Here is an 18,518-nt window from a genome sequence, read left to right as displayed (position 1 = left end):
TAAAGGAAGACCTTTAAAGGGGTGATTCATGAATAAAAGCTTATGTAATAGATGCTTAATTTATTCAGTCATCATAATGAAATTATCTTTTTTTATCATTCTAAAGAAAAATTGGGAGGGAAATATATGTCAGCAATACAATTAATCCTTGTATTCCTCGTATCCTGTATTAGTGGTATGGGTAGTATTTTGGATGAGTGGCAAACGCACCGTCCATTAATTGCCTGTACGTTAATTGGTCTTGTTCTTGGGGATATTACAACTGGTATTATTATTGGGGGAACACTTGAAATGATCGCGCTTGGATGGATGAATATCGGAGCTGCGGTTGCTCCAGATGCTGCCCTTGCATCCATTATTTCTACTATCTTAGTTATTACTGGGGGACAAGATATCAGCGTAGGTATTTCGCTTGCGATTCCTCTAGCTGCTCTTGGTCAAGTACTTACAATTCTAGTTCGTACAATTACAGTTGCATTCCAACACATGGCTGATAAAGCTGGTAAGGAAGGTAATCTGCGAAGTCTCGACTGGATACATGTTACAGCACTACTACTTCAAGCTATGCGTATTGCAATTCCAGCCGTTATCGTTGCGGTAACAGTTGGTACACAAGCAGTCGAAAATTTACTCAATGCCATTCCGGACGTTATTGTTAATGGTCTAAACGTAGCTGGTGGATTTATCGTTGTTGTTGGTTACGCCATGGTTATTAACATGATGTCCGCTAAATATTTAATGCCTTTCTTCTTCTTAGGTTTTGTTGTCGCAGCATTTACTGCGTTTAACTTAGTAGCACTAGGTGTTTTAGGACTAGTTGCAGCAATCATTTATATCCAACTAAACCCTAAATATCAATTGAAAGAAGCTATCCAACAATACGGCGGGGGCGGCGGCGGACGATCAGCGGATGATGATCTCGACGACGACCTTGACGACTAAGGAAGGGGGAGAAAAATATGAGTGAACAAATTACAGTTAATGAAAAGAAAATAACGAAAAGTGACTTAATGGGCGTGTTCATACGTTCCAACCTCTTCCAAGGGTCGTGGAACTTTGAACGTATGCAATCTCTAGGATTCTGTTTCTCAGTAATTCCAGTAATTAAACGTCTTTATCCTGAAAAAGGACCTGAAAGAGAACAAGCTATCAAACGTCACCTTGAGTTCTTTAATACGCATCCATATATGGCCGCTCCTATCTTAGGTGTAACAACCGCGATGGAAGAACAAAAAGCCAATGGTGCTGATATCGACGACGGTGCAATCAATGGTATTAAAGTAGGTCTAATGGGACCACTTGCCGGCGTTGGGGATCCAATTTTCTGGGGAACAGTTCGTCCAGTACTTGCCGCTTTAGGTGCAGGGTTTGCAACTGACGGTAGTATCATCGGACCAATTTTATTCTTCGTACTATTTAATGCAATTCGTCTAGGTTTCCGTTATTGGGGCGTGTTCTACGGATATACAAAAGGTACAGATGTTGTATCTGATATGTCTGGCGGTTTGCTTCAAAAACTAACAGAAGGAGCTTCCATTCTTGGACTATTCGTCATGGGTGCCCTTGTTAATAAATGGACCACAATCTATGTTCCACTAGTAGCTTATACAACAGAAGACTCTAAAACTGGTAAAGACGTTCCAACTACTGTTCAAAGTATCTTGGACCAATTAATGCCAGGTCTTCTTGCCCTTCTACTCACATTCGCTTGTATGTGGATACTCAAGAAGAAAGTCAATGCTTTATGGTTGATTTTAGGACTATTCGTTGTTGGTATTCTAGGTTACTGGTCTGGTATCTTAGGACTTCCACCAGCTGGTTATTCACCACTTGGGTAATGGGTGGTTATAATAATTCGAAAAGAACCGGGATTAAAATTCCGGTTCTTTTTTGTGTCTTATCGTGCCGAAAGAGCCTCTCTAAATGATTATCCTCAAACCCAGTTCCCCCTCTTCCCCGCATAATTATGTTACAATATTACTAAACTATATCAATGATAGATTGTGAGTGATAGCTAAAATGGTTTGGGATGCTACTAATATCTTTTTGTTTGCGGCAAACTTCTTGACGGTACTGTATATTTTGTATAATGATGCAGTAATTCCACTTTGGAAAGGGAAGACGGTTTTAAGTGTCAAATTGCGTTCTCGTGGACGCTGGGACGGTTATATTTTTGTTGGAATTATCGTTCTGTTATTCGTTTCCAATACGTTCTTTCGTGAAGGACCATTTTCCACTTCTGTTCTGCTTGGGATTATGGGTGTGTTATTCATCTATATCTGCTTCTTTCGCAGTTCGAAAGCTGTTTTCAAAGAATCCGGACTTTTTTACGCCCTGTTATTCTTCCCTTATGCAAAAATCGAACGGATGAATTTGTCTGAGGATGGTGTGCTCGTGATTGAAACCAATCGCCAGCGTTTGATGCTCTTTGCAAGATCCGAGAAAGATTTAGAAAAAATGCTCGCTGTATTTACTACATATAGCTAAAAAACGCCACGCTTACTTCCCTGTTTTTAGGGAAATGAAGCATGGCGATTTTTTATGTTCACTCTACTTAAATTTAGAATCAATGATTTTTCTTAAAAATGAAAAGTATGCCAATCAGTATACTTTTACATATGTTCCATTTAGTTGTAGACGATAAACTTTCTCTATTAAGAGAAAAAATAAACTAACGCTTTTTATTAGGCTACTTCATAGCCTCTGATGCAATAAAATATTCGCCGTCTTCTTTAAACAAAATAGTCCTTGGAAACTCATCTCCATTTTTCGCTTTATAAAGTTCTGTCCCTTCGCTTAAATAATTAGATGTGAAATTTTTATTCGGTATCCGGTAATGGCGAATTCTATGCTCTATCTCACCAATTTTCTCTAAAGCATCTTCTTGCTTTGCTGGTTCATACGACACTATATATAAAGTGTCGTCAACTTGCATCATTTCTACAAGATTGTCTCTATATAACAACCATTTTATCCCGAATATTATTGCACAAAGAACTATTACTGCCATTATTAATTGCAACCATTTTTTCTTCTTCATTCTATTATCTCACTTTTCATTTTATTTATTACCGCTTTTAATAAACCATTCCGTCACAATGTTGGTATATTTTGTTGCAAGATGAGTGTATCATAAAAAGCCAATGTATAACCAAAAATGTAATGAAATGTCTGATTCTTGTCATGAATACCTTAAAACTGGCTTTATTTAGATTTATTCTTACACAGTATGGGTAATATCTCCATTTCAATAATAAAATCTTACACAATATGAAGCACTATTCACTTTTTATGCAATCAATTTTTCTTCGTCACAAAAAATTCGTATTTACTACTATAAAATAACTATTTAACCGCTAATTACTACCTATTTGTTTTATTATTTCACATTAATTATAATTCACGAATGAATAATTATTCAAGCACTCCTTCCAAAAATAACAAAAAAAAGACAGGAAACTCTCACTATCTGTTTCCTGCCTCTTTCATTTCAATCTATATACCAACATTACTTAATTTTATTTCCGGAATAACAAATTCAACAAATCTTCCATGGAGCATTTCGATTTCTTCGCTGAATTTCGTGTCAAAACAAATAATACTTTCTTCTAAGCGGAGCACTGCAAAGCCATCTTCCTCGTAATCCTCTAACTTCCCAATTACGTGAACTAAGCCTTCTTCGTCTATTTCTAATGCACAATGTTTCTCTTCACTCTCGTGTAGCAGTTCTGCGCTAATCATGTCCGGTATTGTAATTTCTACTGTGTAAACCCTACTTGGTTCTGGGTCTTCATCGGCCCATATACCAACGCATTCACCATATTCACTACTAAAAGCGATTCTGCCGTCAGTCAATTTCTTTTGAACCTTTATCTCCACTAACCATTTCCTCCTGCGCTTCAAATTCTTGCTTTATTATAGCACAAAATAGAAAAGGACGTTAATTTTTAGCAAAGTATTTTCACTTTTTATTTGTCATTTGTATTGTTTAAAAGTATGATAAGTATATACTTTTCTATAAAAAGGAGATTGAGTAATGACGATACTTGCATTTGATTTAGGTGGAACAGCAGTGAAGTTTGGCGTGTTAACAACAGCTGGAGAAATTCTAAAAAAAGGTAAATTCAAAACCCCGGATAATTTGGATGAAATGCTGCAATCGCTTATGGATGTAAAAGCAAATTACGATTATACATTCCAAGGAGCTGCGTTTAGTTGTCCAGGTGCGGTTAATAATGAAACCGGTATCATTGGCGGCGCGAGTGCTATCCCCTACATACATAATTTCCCTTTTAAACAATTACTTGAAGAAAAACTGGGGCTTCCTGTTACGATGGAAAATGACGCCAACTGTGCAGCTTTAGCAGAGGTTTGGATTGGCGCGGCGAAAGACAAGCAAGATATTATTTTTATGATTCTTGGAAGTGGAGTTGGTGGCGCAGTTATTCGCGGTGGCAAGGTACATCACGGGGCCAATTTGCATGGTGGTGAATTTGGTTATATGTTGATGGACCGCGACGGACGCACACTTAGCGAGCTTGGTACAGTCGTAAATGCTGCGACGAGAATAGCCGAGCGTTTAGAAGTTCCAAAAGCTAGTATAGACGGTCTTCGGGCATTTGAATTACGTGCGGAAGGAAATAAAATCGCAAAAGAAGAGCTAGATACGATGTTTTATTATCTTGCGAGAAGTATATTTAATTTGCAGTACGCACTTGATCCTGAACTAGTCGTCATTGGTGGTGGTGTAAGTGAGCGGGCTGATTTTATTCAAGAGTTGACCGAATATGTGGCGAAAGTAAAAGCGTCTGTACCAATTGCGACTATTAGCCCTACTGTTGTTGGCTGTCACTTTGGAAATGATGCCAATCTCATTGGTGCAACTGCATTTCATTTAGCATAAAAAAGAAGCTGGTCACTTTTTTCGTGCCAGCTTCTTTCTATCCTAATTTTTCTGATTCACCGCGGCTTTCTAATACTTCAGAAACTGCTTCCAGCCACTTTTTCTGTTTGTTTACAACGAATTGGTACTTTACTCCGGATATCATGTCTATTTCTAAAATGTTGGAGAGTAATTCTTTTCCAAGGATTTTGGTGCGGACACCCCGAATTTTTGCTACTCGATTCAGCGGAATATTGATTTCTTCGTCAAAGTAATCATTTGGTTTGTGGACAATATACGTTGCTGTTAAATAAAGTTTTCCGGGGACTGCTTTAAAACCATTTTTCGCATTGGCAAGACCTTTATGAATGACTTCTAATTCTTCTTCCATAAAGCTTTCATCTCCTTATTCTTCTACAATTATTGTAGGTTACTTTTTAAGTATGAATGGGCCGAAGCGCTTCTTGCTGCTTTTTTTGGGTGCAAGAATATTCAAGTGACTGCCAAGCACTTCGATTTCTGCTGGTACACCTGGACCTGGGTCGCCATCGACGTTGATGCTTAAATCGTCTCCACTTGCATCAATGGTAAGTTTCTTGGTTTTAATATAAACTACACCGTCACTGTTTTTTAAATTACCGCGAATTAATTGCGGGATCATGTTAGCTGCATCGAGCAAGCCAAGTTTCGTTAGAATAATAATATGCAGGTAGCCATCGTCAATTTTTGCATCTGGCGCCCATGATTCCATCCCACCAACTGAATTAGTTAAGCCAGCCACAACTAGCGCAGCTTCCCCTTCCCAAACTTCCTCGTCATATTCGATTTTAAAATGAAGTAATTCATTGCGGTTAAATGCTTTCAGGCCTTCTAAAAAGTATGCTACGGAGCCAAATTTGGTTTTTTGTTCGACGCTAACTTGGTCGACAGCTTGCGCAATCATACCGATAGCTAGGACGTTCATAAAGTATTGGTCGCCAATCCGGCCAATATCCATCGGCACTGCAATAGCTTTTTCTAATGCTTGAATCGCTTTTTCGGGTTTTAATGGTATACCTACCGAACGAGCCAAATCATTGACTGTTCCAAGTGGAATGAAGCCAAAGTCAGGTCGTTTTTCATGGATTGCAAGTCCGTTTATGGTTTCATTTAAAGTCCCGTCTCCGCCCATCGCAATTACTGCTTCAAAGCCTTGTTCAGCAGCCCAGGAAGCAAATTCTGTTGCATCCCCTGCTTTTTCAGTCAGGCGAACTTCCACCTCATCATAACGTTTTTTTAGTACTTCTTCTGTCTTTCCTTGATAAGTTTTTCCTTTTTCTTTACCTGATGATGGATTCACAATCAATAGTGCCTTCCCCATCGCACTCACCCTTTCTTGCCAAAAAATTCTATTTATAAATTTACACAAAATATCGGCATCTTCTCTATTCTAGTTTACCTTGAAATGGGGATTTGTACCAGTCACAGCCTTGTAAAATGGCGAAAAAAGTCGTAAAGTGAAGGGGAACACAAAATTGAGTTGTGGAGGAATTTAAAAAATGAAATCATTTCAAGCACTTTTCATTGAAAAAGAAGCAGATAATACTTCCCTTCATTTTAGAGAAACTACTATAGATAACTTGCCAGAAAATGAAGTAACGATTGAGGTACATTATTCTGGTATTAACTACAAAGATGGACTGGCTGTACTTCCAGACGGGAAAATTGTGAGCGAGTATCCTTTTATTCCTGGTATTGATGCAAGTGGTGTGGTCGTCCATTCTAAATCTGACCAATTTCAAGTAGGCGATGAGGTTATTGTCACTAGTTATGATTTTGGAGTGAGCTATTTTGGTGGATATAGTGAGTTTATTCGCGTTCCAGCTGCTTGGGTTGTTCCTTTGCCAGATGGTCTATCATTAAAAGAAGCGATGATACTTGGCACAGCGGGCTTTACAGCAGCACTCTCGGTCGATGCGCTTGAATTTAGTGGCGTAACACCCGATGCTGGAAAAATCGCTGTAAGTGGTGCAACAGGCGGTGTAGGTAGTTTAAGCTCAGCCATACTTTCCAAACGAGGCTTCTCTGTTGTAGCTTCTTCTGGAAAAAGCGATGCAAAGGAATTCCTAGAAAAATTCGGTGTATCTGAAATAGTTTTAAGAGAAGCTTTTCAACCTGAAAAAGTGCGCGCATTAGACAAACAACTATACGCCGGGGCCATTGACTGTGTTGGTGGAAAACCTCTTTCATACCTCCTAACAGCTGTTCAATATGGCGGGGCAGTTACTACATGCGGTATGTCTGCTGGTGGAAAATTAGATACAACTGTCTTTCCATTTATTTTGCGTGGTATTCAATTATTCGGTATTGATTCAGTTTTATGTCCGATGCCAAAACGAGAACGAATTTGGAATAGACTTGCGACAGATTTCAAATTAACTAATTTAGAAAGCTTAGTAACAGAAGTGGGCTTTTCTGAGTTACCTGAAGCTCTTCACCAAGTAATGAACGGTGGCGTGACTGGTAGATATTTAGTGAAAATAAAGTAAATAAAAAGCATTGTCCTTAAGTAGTAAGGACAATGCTTTTTTAACGATAAGCGACTAAAACATGGGCATCAATGACTTGATCAATAATCGCTATGCACTTGTCATAATCTTGTACATCCAACGCATCAATAAAACGTTGGATGTTAGCGATTGTTTTAACACAAGCGTTTTGTGCAATCTTAATGACTTCTTCATCACCAAATTCTTGAATATTATTAAAAAAATCATCGCTAATTTTCAAATAGTAATTATTTTTCATATAGGTTAGTAAATCACTCACAAACCATTTTTCATATTCGAAATAAGTTGCTGGGTCGGTTGGTTGTTCGCGTTCAATTTCGACTAATTTTGCAACAACTCGCATTTTATTGAAGGCTATTTTTTTTGTACGGATTTTTTGAATAGCTTGTTTTAGAAACAAACCAATAATTTCTGTCATTTCAAAGTAACGTTCTTTATTAATAATGCTGTCCCGAACAAAAGCACCTCGAAAATCGTTGTATTCCACATATCCATCTGCAGCAAGCATCCCGATTGCTTTTCGAATCGGCGTACGACTAATTTCTAATTGTTGTGATAATGTATTTTCAATTAAACGATCGCCTGGCTTTAGTTCCCCGTTTCTAATCTTCTTTTTGATTTCCCGATAACAAACACTTTCTCTAGTCTCTTTGCGTTTGGTTGTCATGACTTTGCCTCCTAAGTGTGCCTAAAAAATTATGTTATAAAAAGGACCGTGATGTAATAATCTCTTTCAAAAAATCGTTTTCATTCACTTTTTTCTCCATTGCTAAAAATGGATGGTAACTTGTATTTTCACTAACAAGCATTGCCGTTTGAATCGCTATAATTTCTTTTGTTAGCTCATGCTCTTTTCTTGTGTTTTTTTCAGATTTCGAGCGAATAATCGACATCAACGTAAGACCGATAAAATAGAAAACAACAGCCATCACAATGATAATCACGGCTGCAATAAGCCGCTCTACTACATCATCCATCAAGAATAGAAATGTACCACCTAAAATTGCTAAAAATGCTGCTATAAAAACGCCAATTATCGTACTAAGTGGTTTATGGTTCTTTTGTTCTTCTGCCATTTCTGAATGAATAAATCGAAGTAATTTATCTAAATCATCTCTTGAGCTAAAACCACTTTTTTCTAAATAGGCAAATAATAAATAACGCCGCATTACAGTCAACTCTTTAAAATTTCGTAGTTGATATCTGGTACGAATGAACTTTTTCGCACGACTATAAATCAATACGTAATAAAAGAGAGGTATACAAAGTAAACTAATTAAAATCACTGGAATCAAAAACACATTATCCAACAAATAAACGACTATAATGTTAGCAATAATTAAAAGTAGCACTACTAAAAAAAACGCTCTCCAAAAACCCTTTATAAAGCTATGTACTAAATTCCAACTGCCAAGTTTTTTAAAATAAAAATCGTTTAATTTTTTTATAGCCATTTCTACACCTTTTCCTTTTTTCTAAATCTAAGTTTAACACGAGTTCTAGATTTATTAAAGTTTGTAACCTCTTTTTGCTGTAGTAACAACAAAACTCTAAGAAATTTCTTCTTAGAGTTTTTTAGACGTCTTTTATTCAAATAGCATCGCTAAAATCGCTTCTTTTTCAATTCCGCCAAAATAGGCTTTTGTATCAATTGCACTCCAAGCTTTTTCAACTTCTTCTCGTTCAAAACGGCAGCCGATTATTTTCCCAGCTAATTCAGCCACATCCTCTGTACCAAAAAAGTCCCCATAAATGGTCGCTTCTTTTACTTGACCTTTTTCTAGTGAAACTTGGAATTCAATAGTTCCAGCTGGAAATCTTTTTTTGCGTTTTATAGTGGCTTTTGGTGATTTACCATACGTCCAGTCCCAATTCCGGTAACGTTCTGTGCGTAATTTTTCGATTCCTTGCTTGTCAGCTTCCGTAAAAGTATAACGTGGGATATCTTTCGTTTCAAAAATAGATTCCAGTAGAATTTGTTTAAAGGTTAGAATATCGATATCTTCCGCTAAATGTTCGCGAATTGTTGTTACACGACTGCGCACAGATTTAACACCCTTGGATAAGTATTTCTCTGGATCCACTTGTAATGCTTTTTCGAGCATGGATAAATCGACATCGAAAAGTAAAGTCCCATGGCTATATAGTCGACCTTTTGTTGCAAATTGCGCATTGCCACTTATCTTTTTGCCATTCACTTCAATATCATTTCGACCACTCAGTTCAGCATTTACACCAAGCTTGCGGAGCGCTCGAATAACTGGTTCTGTGAACTTCGCGAAATTTTGAAAACTATTCCCATCATCTTTTGTGATCATGCTAAAGCTAATATTGCCTTCGTCGTTATAGACAGCTCCCCCACCAGATAAACGGCGGAGAACGTCGATATGATGTTCTTTGACAAAAGCATGGTTGATTTCTTCCAGTGTGTTTTGATTTTTACCAACAATAATCGTCGGCTTCATCCGGTAAAACATAAAATACGTTTCATTTTCATCTAAAGAACGAAGCGCATATTCTTCCATCGCAAAGTTGTACGCTTGATCGAGTACATCTTCATTATCTAAATAAATCACTTTTCCTAAGCATCCCCTTTTGCTCTAAGTGTCATTCGAATGATTTCTGGGTCATTAAATAAGCGCGGTAGTTTCGTGACATTTCCTAAGCCGCGGCTCACAATAAGCGCTTTACCGCCAGCCCGGTGAATCCCTGCTGTCCATTTCGGCATGAGACCTTGTCCCGGTGCGAAAAGGCCTTCTGTTAAAGGTAGTCTAAATTGACCGCCGTGCGCATGTCCAGATAATACTAAATCAATTGGATAGGCTTGGTATAGTGGCCAAAACTCCGGACGATGCGCCAGTAATATCGTAAAGTAATCCGGTGATAAATTAGCTGTCGCATCGTCTAAAGCTTCTTTTAATGCCGCTTCTTCCCATACTTCTTTTGGTAGTTCTTTTTCTGCCCAGTCATCTCTTACAAAACGAGGATCCCGGACGCCTGCTACCATGATTGCGGCGCCATCTTTTTTTAGAAAATAGCGTTCATTTTCAAGGACAGTAACGTGATGTTTCTCCATGTCTGCTTTAAAATCTTCATAAAATGCGCTTCGACCCTCATGATTTCCGCTCACATAAAAAACCGGGAATTCTTTAGCCAATTTGCGCACAACTGCCATCGCTACATATGGCGACTCATCTCCATCAATCATATCTCCTGTTAGAAAAACAGCATCCGGCGCTAGTTCATTCACGATACTAAGCAAAGGATTATTATATAAACCAAAACTTGCACTATGCAGATCAGACAACTGAACAAAAGTTGCGCCGTCCCATTCTGCTGGAATTTTATCTGATACTATTTCATAATCTGTTACAGTTAAATGTTTGGTTGACCAGTATGCATATCCTGTGAAAGCAGCAACTGCCCCAAGTATACCCCATCCAGTTTTTTTCATAGTTAGAAATCTCCTCACTAAATTTGCTGTATGTTTCATTATAGCAAATTCAGCTGGAACTCGCTTTACTCAGCTACTTGGTATTCTGCTAGCTTCTGTAAATCGGCCGGACTAACTTCAGCCACAATCTGCGTGCCATTCTCCAAGTATTCAGTAGCTAAAACATCTGCATGATCATTTAAATAAGCGACAACATTCCCCGCCTCAAACGGAATTAAAAAAGTCGCTTTCTCGTAGCTAGCAAAAAGTTCTTTACGAATTACTTCGGTTAGAAATTCCAAACTTTCTTTTTCACGCGCGGAAAAGACAATTGTATTTTCCGTTTGCTTAGGATAAATTTCTCCTTCTATTAAATCCGCTTTGTTGTATGCATAAATAACTGGAACATCCTCCACACCAACAGCTTTCAACGTTTCTTCCGTCGTCTTCATCATTGTTTTATAATGCGGATCCGAATAATCTACCACATGAATGAGTAAATCTGCATCGCGTGCTTCTTCTAGTGTGGAGCGGAATGCTTTCACTAATTGATGGGGAAGTTTGCTAACAAAACCAACTGTATCTGTGAGTAAAAATTGCTTGTTATCTGGTAAAACAATTTCGCGCACACTTGTTTCAAGCGTAGCAAAGAGCATGTCTTTCTCAAAAACTTGTTTTTCAGCAGTTTCACTATAAGCACGTACTAGCCCATTCATCGTTGTGGATTTTCCAGCATTGGTATAACCAACAAGTGACACCACAGGAATTTCATTTTTCTTTCGTTTGCGACGGCGTACTTCACGGTCATCCACGAGCATGTCTAACTCTTTTTGTAAATGGCGGATTTGGTATTTGATGGTACGGCGATCGGTTTCAATTTTCTTTTCGCCCGAACCACGGTTGCTAAGTCCGCCTTTTCCGCTTTGTTGGTCCATGTCTTCGCCTTGTCCAAAAATTCGCGGAAGTTCATATTGTAATTTGGCGATTTGGACTTGGAGTTGAGCTTCTTTTGTTTTTGCTCGGTTCGCGAAAATAGCTAAAATCAAGCCTGTTCTGTCCATTACATCCAGTTCCAACGCTTCTTCTAGGTTTCTAATTTGCGACGGTGAAAGTTCATCGTTAAAAATAATCAAGCGAGCATCTTGCATTTCTGCCAGCCCTTTGATTTCATCCACTTTTCCTTTTCCAACATAAGTAGCGCGATTTTCACGGTCGATATTTTGCCGTATTTCGCCCACTACTTCCATATTATTTGCAGCCGCTAAATTGGCTAATTCTTCCATTGAATAATCAAAATCTTTTTGTTTCTGACTTATACCAACGATTAATACTTTTTTCTCCATAAAAAAGGACCTCCTGAAATAGATTCAGCGCGGTCAGGGTTTTTGAGTAGAAGAAAACACAAAAATAGCATCCAAAGATACTAGCTTGCTTTCAAATGAAGCGCATTCCACCTTCATTCTACCCATATTTATTTTGGGTGCCATACATGCACGCAAGACCAATCCCGTTACCCATACTAAATAAGCATGGATATTCCCGCACTATTAAATTAGTTGCATAGATTTTTTGGGAAACGTAGTCTAATATAACGCATGATGGGCAACCCTCCGTTCATTTAAGTTGCCCCTAGTTTAACATGGTCGCTTTTGTTTCGCAACTATTTCTCGTTAATTTGGCCTTTCAATCCGGAAAATATCGCCAAGTTTTGTATAGTCATTTCCAGCGAGTCTGGCAACTGGTTCAAGCTTTTCTGGCAAAATATAGTGATGCTCAGAATCAAACACTTCATCTGCGAAATCATATGTCAAAATACGTGCCAGAATTAAATCGGAAACAACCTCACCCGCATCATTTTTAATCGGAATAATTTGTTCTAGTTTAGCTGTAAGCACGATATTGGCCTCGGAAATCTTTGGGGTTTTCATTCCAGGAACTTTCTCTAAATGCAAGCTTGTTTTATCGATTTCGCTCACATCTGGTGCCAGTCGAGCAGCGGTTTTATTCATTTCTTCCACAAAAGACTCACTAACAATATGAATATTTATTTCTTTCGTAAAAGCCGCATTCCTCGCTGTATCTTTTTGCTCGCCATTCGCGCGTTGAACAGCTATCGAAACTATCGCTGGATCGCTTGAAACAACATTAAAAAAACTGAACGGGGCGGCGTTAACCGTCTCCCCGTCTTCAGCAAGCGTCGTTACAAAAGCAATTGGTCGTGGAATAATACTTCCTGTTAAAAATTTGTAGTTTTCTTTTTGAGATAAATCAGCACTTTTAAAAATAGTCATCTACTTCCCTCATTTCTGGTTGTTTTGATACCATTTTTTCGCTTCTTCAAGTTCTTCCATAGTAAGAGAATGTCCAGCCGCTGTCCAAACTGTTTCGACTTTTGCGCCCCGTTTTTCGAGGATTTCCACTAATTCTTCGGAGGCTTTTGCGGTAATAAGTGGATCATTTAAGCCAGCGGACAGAAATACGTTGCGGTGGCTAATCGAAAATTCGGGTTGTTTATTTCCAGCTGGCATCGCATGAAACAAAATCGCTTTATGGAAACTATCTTCTGCTTGTAGTAGCGCGTTGGCTGCGATGTTTGCGCCATTTGAATACCCTACTGCAATCATTCGTTCAAAATCCAATTGATATTTTTCAGCCAGTTCGCGTGTTGTAGTGATTAATTCTGCGGTTTTACTTTCCAAGTCTTCTAAATCTAAGCTGCCATCGTGAAATCTTTTGAAAAACCGATTTGCTCCGCCTTCTTTAATATCACCGCGCAACGATAAAACAGCCGCGTCACCTGCGATAAATTCCGCCACTTCGACAAGCGACTTTTCATCGCCGCCTGTCCCGTGAAGTAGTAATAGTGGGGCTAAATCCTTATTTTTCCCTGGAATATAAATGTGTTCCATCGTTTATCAGCTCCGTTTCGTATTAATCGGACGTACCATTTTTTCAATTTCTGCGCGTTTTGGTTCTAAAAATGGAGGCAAGGCTAATTTTTCACCGAGTGTTTCGTATGGTTCATCATTTGCAAAGCCCGGACCATCTGTCGCGAATTCAAACAAAATTCGTTCTGAAACGGGTACATACAATGATTCAAAGTAGAAGCGGTTTACATAGCCAGAGTTGGGTGCTTCGATTGTATTCATGCGGTCAATCCATTTTTGCAATTCTTCGTGGTCTTCTACTCGAAAAGCCACATGGTGAACGCCACCGTAGCCTTGTATTGCAGCTGGAATATCGGTACGTTCTTCGACAATCACTTGCGCCCCGTTACCACCTTCGCCAACCTCGTATAAATGAAGACCGTCTTCTTCTGTCACTTTTCTAAAGCCAAAAATCGTTTGCAAAATCGCATCCATATTTTTGAGCGAAACTACCGTTAAAAAGACTGGTCCTAAACCGTAAATTGCATATTTTTCTGGGACTGGTCCGTTTTTCCATGGAGTTCCAGCTGCTACCCCTTCGTTATTTTCATCTGAAATCAGTTGTAATTGTTGGTCGTCAAAATCTTGGAATGTCAGATATTTTTTGCCAAATAGAGTTTTGATATCACTATGCGGAACTTCTAATTGTTCAAAACGATTAAGCCAGTATTCAAGCGCCGCATCACTAGGTACTCGGAAAGCTACGCGAGAAATACTGTCTGTGCCGTGACGTCCTTTTGGTAAATTTGGAAAGTCAAAAAATGTCATATCCGTTCCCGCTGAACCTTTGTCATCGGCGAAAAACAAATGATACGTATGAATATCGTCTTGGTTGACGGTTTTTTTCACTAAACGCATTCCTAAAACTTCTGTAAAAAACGCATAATTTTTCTCCGCACTACTTGTCATTGCTGTTACGTGGTGAATTCCTTTTAAATCTTTAATCATGATAAATCTCCTCCAAAATAAGTTTCAATTTCTGTTCTTTTTTCTTCTAAAAAGCTTGGTAAGGCTAAGTTGTCGCCCATTGTTTCAAGCGGTTCGTCTATTGTAAAACCGGGGCCAGCACTTGCAAATTCAATTCTTAAGCCACCTGGTTCGCGAATATATAGACTTTTAAAATACTCGCGGTCAACAAATTCTTCTATTTTCAAATCGTTTCGAACAGCTATATGGTGAAGTTCATCAACGGCTTCTTTGGTTTCAACGGTATAAGCAATGTGATCGATTGTCCCGCGTCCTGTTCGCGATTTTTTGTCTGAACTTGTGGCATGAAGTTTCGCAAAACTCGTCTTGTCTTTATCTACTAATACCCCATTCTGACTTTCTAAGCCAAATAAATCCGTGAAAAACTGGCTGGTCGCGGCCGGATTTGGCACGTGATAGTCTGCGCCGATAATCCGAACAATTTGCTTTTCAGCCGGGATATCAGTATGGATGGTTGGGTTAGAAATGGTTTCTGGTATTTCCGTTAGGATGATACCCATTGTATCGGGATCTTGTAAGGTTAAAGTCTGGCCTTCTTTTTGGAAAGATATCGCAAAATCGTTTAGCCTTTTTTTCCAGTAAGAGCTTGTGCCTTTTGGTATTCCAAGGGTGATGTTTCCGAAAAAGGCGCGTTCGTTGTAGCTTGAGCCGATACGAGGTACTTCGAAAAATGTTAACAAGGTACCCGGGCTTCCTGTATAGTCTCCGTAAAATAGGTGGCGCATGTGAATATTGTCTTGATTTACTGTATTTTTTACGAGCCGTAGCCCTAATATGTCTGAATAAAAATGATGGTTCTCGCTAAATGATTTCGTTAGCGCAGATACGTGATGAATGCCTTTAATCATTTGTTTGTACCTCCTTCTTGATTACTAACTATAGTTTATAACTAAACTATTAAAAAGAAAAGTTTTATGCTCACAAAAAGTAAGTAACTTTTAATGACCGCAAAAAAGAGCGCCATTAAGCGCTCTTTAATACACATCTCGTTTGGTGAAAATAAAATAGGATAAGATAAACGCGACTAGCATCCACGCGGTCAGAACGAGCATCGAGAAACTCAATGTCATGCCTTCGACGGGTGGGCTCGAGCCGTTTAAGTAATTCGTTAGTTGTAAATTAACCATAAATAAATATTTCGCGCTCGGCCAAGAGCTGACGAGGTTGGTTAAAATGGTTCCGGTAATGAGTGAAGCAAGCATAATTCCCATTACGGCAGCTGTGGAGCGGACGAGCACCGATACAAACATCGTTAACACGCCGACCACGACACTGACAAACCACGCGAGTCCGAACTCCATGAGCAGTAGTTGCCAAACCGGCAGTTGGTACACGTCTGTTGTTGTAACAGCACCATCTTTCATGCCAAATCCGGTGAGAACTGGCGCATCCCAGCCACCGTAACCAAACACAATTCCAGAAATCAGATAGGCAATAACAGCGGATAATACCATAATCGCGGAAATCGAAAGCAACATTGAAATATATTTACTCGTCAAAATCCGCCATCGCTTCACAGGCCTTGTCAGCAGGAATTTCATCGTTCCCGCACTTGTTTCAGCACTAATTAAGTCGGCCGCTATAACCATGATAAAAAGCGGAAACAATAAACTAATACCATTTTCGACAAACGTTTTTAGGAAAGTTGGTGCTCCAGGTGCATTTGGGTTGATGTCATTATCCAAATAATATTGTAGTTGCCCGACAAGCACTTTGAAATATTTTTGATATTCTTCTGGCAGTCGCCCTGTTCCGAGCCTATTTTCAAGGTCAACAATTTGTTGTTGGGTTTGCACATGCCAATCGCTTGTCCCAGCTTGCTTTTCATCTTCTTGATGCTGCCGGAACTGTGCATACGTGAAAATCGCTACGATAATTGCCACTAGCGCCAAAATAACAATGAGTCGCTTTTTGCGCCAAAGTTTTAATTGCTCATTATAAACTAAATTAATCAATCGTATGACCTCCTGTTAACTCAAGAAATAGGTCTTCGAGAGATGGTTTTTTCTTGTCGATTTCATGGACTTGAATGCCTTTTGCAACTAACTGTTCGTTCCATTCGGCGCTATGTTCATTCACTGCGGTCACGAGATATTCGCCGTCCACTTCTACTTCGGTTACACTTTCCAAAAATGCTTTGGCTTGTTCAAAAGGAGTCGCCAGCCAGCGTAATTGTGCACGAGAACTAAGAAGATGTGAAACTTGATCGGTTTTAATAATCGTTCCATCTGTCATAATCGCCACTCGGTCACATAAAAGTTCAATTTCACTTAATAAATGGGAAGAAACAAGTACACTAATACCTTCATTTTTAGCCAGAGCACGGATAAAGTCGCGCATTTCGTGAATTCCAGATGGATCTAAACCGTTTGTTGGTTCATCAAGAATTAATAATTTCGGATTCGAAAGTAACGCTTGAGCAATGCCTAAACGCTGGCGCATACCAAGTGAATACGTAGAAACTCGGTCATTTATCCGCTTTTCTAGCCCAACTAGCTCGGTTACTTCTTGGATGCGTTCTTTTTTAATCGCCGAATCCATTCGGGCAAAATACGCTAAATTTTCTTGTCCCGTTAAAAATGTATAGAATTCTGGGTTTTCAACGATCGAGCCAAGTCCGCGCATTGCTTCGGTGAAATTTTTCCGTATATCTTTCCCACCGATTAAAATCGTTCCAGATGTTGGTTTGATTAGCCCCACAATCATTCGAATCGTCGTTGTTTTGCCAGCTCCATTCGGTCCAAGAAAGCCAAAAACTTCTCCGGGCATTACTTCAAAAGAAATCCCTTTGATAATTTCTCGTTTGCGAATTTTTTTATGCAGATTAGTTACTTGAAGTGCTAGCTCCGTCATCGTCTTTTCCCCCTCCTGTTTGTATAACCTTTGTCACCCGATTACCGATAAACTGATATCCGGCGTGATTTGGATGGAATTTATCAGTCGCTAAATATGCATCCCCATTTTGCTGAAATAAATCAAAAGTCGGAACATAAATGATATTTTTCTCGTTTTGCGATAGATTTTGACTTTGCATGTTCCACTCATTCGCAACTGCCGACATTTCACTCGCATTTTTTAATGACATAAACGGATTATACAGCCCAATATGAAAAACGGGCGCGGATGGATTTAATTTTCGTATCGTTTGGTAAATTTGTTTCAGGTTGTTCGTATAGCTTGCTTCGGCTTGTTTAATTGCATTGCTTTTGAAATCATCCAGTGCTTCTCCGCCACGAAACAAATCATTTCCGCCAATCGTCATTAAAATAACATCGGCTGATTTTATTTGGTTTTGCACTTCTTTTTGATCTAATTGTTTGAGAAGCTGGTCTGATTTCGCCCCACTAATAGCAAGATTGACATTCTCGACATTTTTCTCTTTTTGTTTGTAGAAATTCTCCACCACTCGGACATACCCGCCGCCTTCTGTATCGCCAACGCCATATGTAAGCGAATCACCGAGCGCGGTTATTTTAAAGGTATCTTGTTTTTTCGTTACTGTCGTCTCTTTTTTGGTGGTGGTTTTCGCATTATTCGTTTGATGATTTTTCTGCCCATACCAAATTGATACCACCCCAACCATGCTCAAAATTAACGCAACAACGGAAAAAACTAATAGAATTTGAACCGTCTTACTCTTTTTCACTGACAACCACCTACCGTTTCATGAGGTTTATATTTCACTAAGTATAGCATATTTTAAAATGAGACTCCTTCATTTAAAAAGGATAGCTAGTAAA

Annotated in this window: 21 protein-coding genes; 5 read left to right on the top strand and 16 right to left on the bottom strand. The window is 39.0% G+C overall.

The genetic code is table 11. From position 1 onward, the window contains the following. Positions 1-126 precede the first annotated feature (126 nt). The 3 genes from LMOATCC19117_RS04060 to LMOATCC19117_RS04050 all read left to right on the top strand — a co-directional run bounded on the left by LMOATCC19117_RS04060 (position 127) and on the right by LMOATCC19117_RS04050 (position 2,487). Positions 127-942 (top strand): PTS mannose/fructose/sorbose transporter subunit IIC, encoded by an 816-nt coding sequence (locus tag LMOATCC19117_RS04060; protein WP_003724495.1) that lies wholly within the window; start codon positions 127-129, stop codon positions 940-942. Positions 943-959: 17 nt separating this feature from the next. After that, positions 960-1,838: a PTS mannose transporter subunit IID gene (locus LMOATCC19117_RS04055; protein ID WP_003721898.1), complete on the top strand. Its 879-nt coding sequence runs from the start codon at positions 960-962 to the stop codon at positions 1,836-1,838. Between the two features lie 181 nt (positions 1,839-2,019). Continuing rightward, on the top strand, positions 2,020-2,487 hold the full coding sequence (locus LMOATCC19117_RS04050; protein WP_003734262.1) for an Lmo0779 family protein: 468 nt from the start codon (positions 2,020-2,022) through the stop codon (positions 2,485-2,487). Positions 2,488-2,689: 202 nt separating this feature from the next. Here LMOATCC19117_RS04050 and LMOATCC19117_RS04045 read toward each other — a convergent pair whose 3' ends face one another. Continuing rightward, positions 2,690-3,040 (bottom strand): hypothetical protein, encoded by a 351-nt coding sequence (locus LMOATCC19117_RS04045; RefSeq protein WP_003721895.1) that lies wholly within the window; start codon positions 3,038-3,040, stop codon positions 2,690-2,692. A 455-nt stretch (positions 3,041-3,495) separates the two neighbouring features. Continuing rightward, positions 3,496-3,879: a hypothetical protein gene (locus LMOATCC19117_RS04040; RefSeq protein ID WP_003721894.1), complete on the bottom strand. Its 384-nt coding sequence runs from the start codon at positions 3,877-3,879 to the stop codon at positions 3,496-3,498. 157 nt (positions 3,880-4,036) lie between these two features. Between LMOATCC19117_RS04040 and LMOATCC19117_RS04035 the strand changes: the two genes are divergently transcribed. Next, the gene (locus LMOATCC19117_RS04035) at positions 4,037-4,903 is read left to right on the top strand and encodes an ROK family protein (protein WP_003741772.1); all 867 of its coding nucleotides are present in this window, start codon (positions 4,037-4,039) and stop codon (positions 4,901-4,903) included. A gap of 37 nt (positions 4,904-4,940) precedes the next feature. Here LMOATCC19117_RS04035 and LMOATCC19117_RS04030 read toward each other — a convergent pair whose 3' ends face one another. Both LMOATCC19117_RS04030 and LMOATCC19117_RS04025 read right to left on the bottom strand, forming a co-directional pair. Then, complete coding sequence (locus LMOATCC19117_RS04030) at positions 4,941-5,273, bottom strand: hypothetical protein (protein ID WP_003724493.1); 333 nt, start codon at positions 5,271-5,273, stop codon at positions 4,941-4,943. Between the two features lie 39 nt (positions 5,274-5,312). Next, positions 5,313-6,242 carry a diacylglycerol/lipid kinase family protein gene (locus LMOATCC19117_RS04025; protein ID WP_003724492.1) on the bottom strand — a complete coding sequence of 310 codons (930 nt, stop codon included), beginning with the start codon at positions 6,240-6,242 and terminating at the stop codon, positions 5,313-5,315. 178 nt (positions 6,243-6,420) lie between these two features. Here LMOATCC19117_RS04025 and LMOATCC19117_RS04020 point away from each other — a divergent pair, with 178 nt between their 5' ends. Next, entirely contained in the window at positions 6,421-7,410 is a 990-nt protein-coding gene (locus LMOATCC19117_RS04020; RefSeq protein ID WP_003724491.1) for an NADPH:quinone oxidoreductase family protein, read from the top strand. Between the two features lie 40 nt (positions 7,411-7,450). On the opposite strand, the gene LMOATCC19117_RS04015 is transcribed toward LMOATCC19117_RS04020, so the two are convergent. From LMOATCC19117_RS04015 to LMOATCC19117_RS03960, 12 genes are all read right to left on the bottom strand, one after another. Continuing rightward, positions 7,451-8,098: a GntR family transcriptional regulator gene (locus tag LMOATCC19117_RS04015; RefSeq protein ID WP_003724490.1), complete on the bottom strand. Its 648-nt coding sequence runs from the start codon at positions 8,096-8,098 to the stop codon at positions 7,451-7,453. Positions 8,099-8,132: 34 nt separating this feature from the next. After that, positions 8,133-8,885 carry a hypothetical protein gene (locus LMOATCC19117_RS04010; RefSeq protein ID WP_003734260.1) on the bottom strand — a complete coding sequence of 251 codons (753 nt, stop codon included), beginning with the start codon at positions 8,883-8,885 and terminating at the stop codon, positions 8,133-8,135. A 132-nt stretch (positions 8,886-9,017) separates the two neighbouring features. Next, positions 9,018-10,007 (bottom strand): lipoate protein ligase LplA2, encoded by a 990-nt coding sequence (gene lplA2 / locus LMOATCC19117_RS04005; RefSeq protein WP_003734259.1) that lies wholly within the window; start codon positions 10,005-10,007, stop codon positions 9,018-9,020. A 5-nt stretch (positions 10,008-10,012) separates the two neighbouring features. Continuing rightward, the gene (locus LMOATCC19117_RS04000; protein WP_003724482.1) at positions 10,013-10,885 is read right to left on the bottom strand and encodes a metallophosphoesterase; all 873 of its coding nucleotides are present in this window, start codon (positions 10,883-10,885) and stop codon (positions 10,013-10,015) included. Between the two features lie 65 nt (positions 10,886-10,950). Beyond that, positions 10,951-12,207 (bottom strand): GTPase HflX, encoded by a 1,257-nt coding sequence (hflX, locus tag LMOATCC19117_RS03995; RefSeq protein ID WP_003724481.1) that lies wholly within the window; start codon positions 12,205-12,207, stop codon positions 10,951-10,953. Between the two features lie 327 nt (positions 12,208-12,534). Then, positions 12,535-13,155, bottom strand: a complete 621-nt coding sequence (locus LMOATCC19117_RS03990; protein WP_003734258.1) for a flavin reductase family protein — start codon at positions 13,153-13,155, stop codon at positions 12,535-12,537. A 9-nt stretch (positions 13,156-13,164) separates the two neighbouring features. After that, a complete protein-coding gene (locus tag LMOATCC19117_RS03985; protein WP_003724479.1) occupies positions 13,165-13,773 on the bottom strand; it encodes an alpha/beta hydrolase in 609 nt (202 codons plus the stop codon). A gap of 6 nt (positions 13,774-13,779) precedes the next feature. Next, the gene (locus tag LMOATCC19117_RS03980; RefSeq protein ID WP_003734257.1) at positions 13,780-14,739 is read right to left on the bottom strand and encodes a ring-cleaving dioxygenase; all 960 of its coding nucleotides are present in this window, start codon (positions 14,737-14,739) and stop codon (positions 13,780-13,782) included. Beyond that, positions 14,736-15,626 carry a VOC family protein gene (locus tag LMOATCC19117_RS03975; protein ID WP_003734256.1) on the bottom strand — a complete coding sequence of 297 codons (891 nt, stop codon included), beginning with the start codon at positions 15,624-15,626 and terminating at the stop codon, positions 14,736-14,738. Before LMOATCC19117_RS03975 ends, LMOATCC19117_RS03980 begins: the two co-directional genes overlap by 4 nt. A 126-nt stretch (positions 15,627-15,752) precedes the next feature. Then, entirely contained in the window at positions 15,753-16,733 is a 981-nt protein-coding gene (locus tag LMOATCC19117_RS03970) for an ABC transporter permease (RefSeq protein WP_003721874.1), read from the bottom strand. After that, the gene (locus LMOATCC19117_RS03965) at positions 16,726-17,631 is read right to left on the bottom strand and encodes an ABC transporter ATP-binding protein (RefSeq protein WP_003734255.1); all 906 of its coding nucleotides are present in this window, start codon (positions 17,629-17,631) and stop codon (positions 16,726-16,728) included. The genes LMOATCC19117_RS03970 and LMOATCC19117_RS03965 overlap by 8 nt, the downstream gene beginning before the upstream one ends. After that, positions 17,603-18,424 carry an SGNH/GDSL hydrolase family protein gene (locus LMOATCC19117_RS03960; RefSeq protein ID WP_003734254.1) on the bottom strand — a complete coding sequence of 274 codons (822 nt, stop codon included), beginning with the start codon at positions 18,422-18,424 and terminating at the stop codon, positions 17,603-17,605. Before LMOATCC19117_RS03960 ends, LMOATCC19117_RS03965 begins: the two co-directional genes overlap by 29 nt. Positions 18,425-18,518: the final 94 nt, after the last annotated feature.

Origin of the sequence: Listeria monocytogenes ATCC 19117, from assembly GCF_000307025.1 — a bacterium.
GTDB lineage: Bacteria > Bacillota > Bacilli > Lactobacillales > Listeriaceae > Listeria > Listeria monocytogenes_B.
Note: the sequence above shows the minus strand (reverse complement) of the source record. Positions and strands in the feature narration are given on the sequence as shown.

Coding starts and splice junctions, on each gene's coding strand:
- LMOATCC19117_RS04020 (WP_003724491.1), top strand. CDS start 6,421: ATGAAATCATTTCAAGCACTTTTCATTGAAAAAGAAGCAGATAATACT.
- LMOATCC19117_RS04030 (WP_003724493.1), bottom strand. CDS start 5,273: ATGGAAGAAGAATTAGAAGTCATTCATAAAGGTCTTGCCAATGCGAAA.
- LMOATCC19117_RS04010 (WP_003734260.1), bottom strand. CDS start 8,885: ATGGCTATAAAAAAATTAAACGATTTTTATTTTAAAAAACTTGGCAGT.
- LMOATCC19117_RS03990 (WP_003734258.1), bottom strand. CDS start 13,155: ATGACTATTTTTAAAAGTGCTGATTTATCTCAAAAAGAAAACTACAAA.
- LMOATCC19117_RS04015 (WP_003724490.1), bottom strand. CDS start 8,098: ATGACAACCAAACGCAAAGAGACTAGAGAAAGTGTTTGTTATCGGGAA.
- hflX (WP_003724481.1), bottom strand. CDS start 12,207: ATGGAGAAAAAAGTATTAATCGTTGGTATAAGTCAGAAACAAAAAGAT.
- LMOATCC19117_RS04055 (WP_003721898.1), top strand. CDS start 960: ATGAGTGAACAAATTACAGTTAATGAAAAGAAAATAACGAAAAGTGAC.
- LMOATCC19117_RS04060 (WP_003724495.1), top strand. CDS start 127: ATGTCAGCAATACAATTAATCCTTGTATTCCTCGTATCCTGTATTAGT.
- LMOATCC19117_RS04035 (WP_003741772.1), top strand. CDS start 4,037: ATGACGATACTTGCATTTGATTTAGGTGGAACAGCAGTGAAGTTTGGC.
- LMOATCC19117_RS04045 (WP_003721895.1), bottom strand. CDS start 3,040: ATGAAGAAGAAAAAATGGTTGCAATTAATAATGGCAGTAATAGTTCTT.
- LMOATCC19117_RS03965 (WP_003734255.1), bottom strand. CDS start 17,631: ATGACGGAGCTAGCACTTCAAGTAACTAATCTGCATAAAAAAATTCGC.
- LMOATCC19117_RS03975 (WP_003734256.1), bottom strand. CDS start 15,626: ATGATTAAAGGCATTCATCACGTATCTGCGCTAACGAAATCATTTAGC.
- LMOATCC19117_RS04025 (WP_003724492.1), bottom strand. CDS start 6,242: ATGGGGAAGGCACTATTGATTGTGAATCCATCATCAGGTAAAGAAAAA.
- LMOATCC19117_RS03980 (WP_003734257.1), bottom strand. CDS start 14,739: ATGATTAAAGATTTAAAAGGAATTCACCACGTAACAGCAATGACAAGT.
- LMOATCC19117_RS04050 (WP_003734262.1), top strand. CDS start 2,020: ATGGTTTGGGATGCTACTAATATCTTTTTGTTTGCGGCAAACTTCTTG.
- LMOATCC19117_RS03985 (WP_003724479.1), bottom strand. CDS start 13,773: ATGGAACACATTTATATTCCAGGGAAAAATAAGGATTTAGCCCCACTA.
- LMOATCC19117_RS04000 (WP_003724482.1), bottom strand. CDS start 10,885: ATGAAAAAAACTGGATGGGGTATACTTGGGGCAGTTGCTGCTTTCACA.